Raw genomic sequence first — 3,987 nt, forward strand, 5'->3', positions numbered from 1 at the left:
GCTATAGAAGACTATGAAAAGCTAGTGTCAAAAGGAAAAGATGATGCTTATGTGCACATGCGTTTAGCAGAAGCTTACTATAATATTTACAATAGCCAAAATGCTGAGAAGTATTATGGGATGTATATCGCAGAAGTAGATACGGCGACAGCGGAAGCTCATGTACGTTATGCCGAAATGCTAAAAGCAAACCAAAAATACGATCAAAGTAACCAAGCTATGGATGCTTTTGCTAATAAATATCCACAAGATGTAAGAGCAAGAGAGTATAGAAATAACCCAAATTATTTAGACGGATTATTAAATACAGAGACAAAATATACAACGACTGTTGCCGGAAACTTAAATACTGGTAATTCAGATTTTGGGGTATATGAAAAAGATGAGAAGGTGTATTTCGTGTCAGCAAGAAATGAGGCTAGAAAAAATTATGGCTGGAATAAGCAACCAACTTTAGATATCTATGTTGCTGATAAAGTAGCTGACGATTTTAGTAAAGCAACATTGTTACCAGGCGAAGTAAATACTAAATATCACGAAGGTACTATAGCAATATCTCCTGATGGAAATACGATGTATTTTACCAGAAACGATTATACTGATGGCGATTATGAAAAAAGCTCAAATGGTATTGGTCAATTAAAACTTTACACGGCAAAACTAGTAGAAGGTGTTTGGGATGATGTGCAGGAAGTACCTTTCAATAATTCAGAATACTCTACAGGTCACCCAGCTTTAAGCCCAGATGGAAATACACTTTACTTTTCGAGTGATATGCCAGGTGGTTTTGGGATGTCAGATTTATATAAAGTAACGGTAAATGCTGATGGTACTTTTAGTGAGCCAGTCAACTTAGGAGGTGATATCAATACTCCAGGTAAAGAAAGTTTTCCATTTATAGACCAAGAAGGAACCTTATATTTCTCAAGTGATGGTCACTTAGGTTTGGGTGGTTTAGATATTTTTGCAATCGATGAAGGTAAAACCTCATTGGCAGACGTAACGAATATGGGGCAGCCTATTAACAGCACAGCAGATGATTTTGCTTTTTCTTACGACAGAACTGCAAAGATGGGTTATGTGAGCTCTAATAGAGGAAGTAAGGATGTTTTAGTAGCGAATGATGAGATATATAGAGTAGGGGAAGTAGAACCAGAATTACATTTAATTGTAAAAGTGATCAATTCAGAAAACGGAGCTCTAATTGCAAATGCAGATGTAGATGTGTATAACGATGCTGGAATGAAATTGGCAGGAAAACAAACCAATGCGAGCGGTCTGACCGATTTTAACCTTCCAGGAAAAAAGAAGTATGAGTTACAAGTTAATGCAGAAGAATACGAAAGTGGTTCTGCTAGTGTAGAAGAAGATGCTGGAGAAGAATTGACTGTTGTGGTAGAGTTAGACCCTATTGAAAGAATGATTACAAAAGAAGAAGTAATCCTGAATCCAATTCTGTTTGAGTTTGATAAAGCAACTATTACACCAGAAGGAGCCATGGAGTTAGATCGTTTGGTGGCTGTAATGAAAAAGCATGAAAATATGGTCATCTTTGTAAGATCACATACAGATAATAGAGGCTCTGATACGTACAACTTAGATTTATCAGAACGTAGAGCGCAAAGTACAGTTCAATACGTTATTTCTAAAGGTATTGATGAAAGCAGAATTTCTGGTCAAGGTTTTGGAGAAAATGATCCAAAAATCAAGTGTGGTTCTAACTGTACAGAAGAAGAACATCAGACGAACCGTCGTTCAGAATTTAAAATTGTAAAGAGGTAATCAACCAAAACATCTCTTTCTAAAGGCTTAAAGAATTTTCTTTAAGCCTTTTTTAATTTAGAGGTTTAAGATATTTTTAGTATTTTTCGAAACTTAAAAAAAGTTGAGTTTAAAGGTAGGAGAAAAGCAGTTAAGATTGTTATATAATAAACCTACTAAGATAAAATACCTAAATATGAAAAATTATACCCTGTTATTATTGCTTTTTATTGGTAGTATATGGTCTTCCTTCGCTCAATGTGAAGAAAATGTGACCAATGTTCTGTGTGCAGACCCAACCAATAATGTCTATATCGTGAGTCCTACAGCAGATGTGATGATAGAGATTTTGGATTCTGCAAGCTTACCAATTCAAGGAGTGACGTGGCAAAATCCAAGAACGTTTTTATACATTACTCCCGCACAAGCCAATGCTTTGACGGCTCCTACGAATAGCTTTACCACAGCGGTGTATTTTAATGGTAGTCCGCATAGTTCGCCACAAACAGTAAACCCTTGGCCACAGGCAGGAGCTCAAGCCAATACCACCTATACTTATAACTATACCATGCCAGCGAGTGCGGGTTGTACACCGGCAAATGGGCAAATACGTATCGTAACGGGTGGTTTTACTTATGATGATTATTGCACAGGTGACACGACGACATTAAATAATATTCCTTTATTAAATTACAATACAGCGGGCAATTTAAACTGGTATAGCGATGCTGCGGGTACTATACCCATAGCTGGCACTACCCAAATACAAGGTGACCAAACTTATTATGTAGATTTAGGGATTACTGGGTGCACACAGGTTTTTCCGGTAGTTATTGAATATGCAACACCACCTCCTAGTTTAGACCCTTTACAAAGATTTTGTACAGGAGCGACATGGCAAGCTGCTGGCTTTCCAAACCCTGGAGATACGTTAGGTGATGTAGATATTAGTGGATCAGGTATTACTTGGTACAGTGATGCAGCTGGAACAATGCCAGTAGCAAACCCAAACTCGGTTTTGTTAAATAGTGGAGATATTTACTATGTGTCACAAGAAATAGCAGGTTGCGAAAGTGCTATTCAACAAATAAATTTTGTTGAAAATGAGTGTGCTTGTATAGATGAAAATTTAGCTTTTCACTCAGAAAATTACGGTACAATTTCTTCTTGTAATTTTGGTATAGACTACACAACAGCAGCGAATGCATACCCTGCTTCCTCTGTAGGTTTAAATGACGATCCAACTACTAGGTTTGCACATACTAATCCAGGTTCAAATATTGCTTTCTTAGCGAATGAAGGTGTGGTGATGCCGCAAACAAGCCCTCTGGGAGGAAGTAGTGGTGGTATTAGAATAAATGATTATTCACCTAGTAAAACAGGCGGTACTTTAGTAAAAGAGTTTATTGCAGGAGAGGTGATGACTTTTGATTTTTTAATTTTATTTGAAGATCCTAACCATAGTTTCCAAGATCAACCTTCACTAACAATGAAGTTGTTGGATGCGTCAGGTAATATGGTGCAACAGCGTTGTATTGTTTCTAACCCGATAGATTGTATTTTTAATGAAGTGCCAAATACAGGTGGTAACTGGTTATATTCAGAATGGTCTTGTGTGAAAATAAACACCATAGAGTTACAAGGCCAAGCAGCTACCATAGAGATAACCATTACAGATTGTGACTTAGGAGGTCATACCGGGGTTGCCTATATAGATAGATTTTATGTGGGTGATGACGGACCAAACATATGCCAAGACTCTGCATTTGGATATATGGCGATCGATCCGATCGATCAGGCGGGAGCATCTTACGAAGCGTGTTCTTTGTTTCAAGAGCCCGTAGATCCTAATTGTGCTCCTGCTTTACCTGTAATCAACACAAGTTTCCCTATCGAGATTTGTGGTACCTTTGATGCGCCTATTGGAAATAATGCTGGCGGAGATGCACCTATTACAGATATAGAAGTAAACATTATAGGTCCTAATGGAAACATAGTGTATTCACCACCAAACTTTACCCAGCCAAGTCCGGGAGAGTTCTGTATAACCATCAACCAAAGTGATATTCCTTTTCCTTATGGTCAGTTTACTGTAGAAGGCGAGATAGAGTATACCATGAACTGTGCTGTTCCTCCGCAGCCTTATGAGTATTACGTACAAGCCCAGAGTAACGGTTTCAAGTTCTGCCCAGTAGCAGACTGTCCTTTAGGTTTTGTTTTCTGTGA

2 protein-coding genes are annotated in these 3,987 nt (G+C 37.9%); both read left to right on the plus strand.

Going from position 1 to position 3,987, the window contains the following annotated elements:
* Positions 1-1,782: OmpA family protein (locus DNG35_RS12085; protein WP_111129541.1), on the plus strand; the 1,782-nt coding region annotated here is incomplete at its 5' end.
* A gap of 175 nt (positions 1,783-1,957) precedes the next feature.
* A partial coding sequence (locus DNG35_RS12090; protein ID WP_146228887.1) for a hypothetical protein occupies positions 1,958-3,987 on the plus strand: 2,030 nt, incomplete at its 3' end.

It is taken from the genome of Mesonia sp. K7 (genome assembly GCF_003233725.1).
GTDB lineage: Bacteria > Bacteroidota > Bacteroidia > Flavobacteriales > Flavobacteriaceae > Mesonia.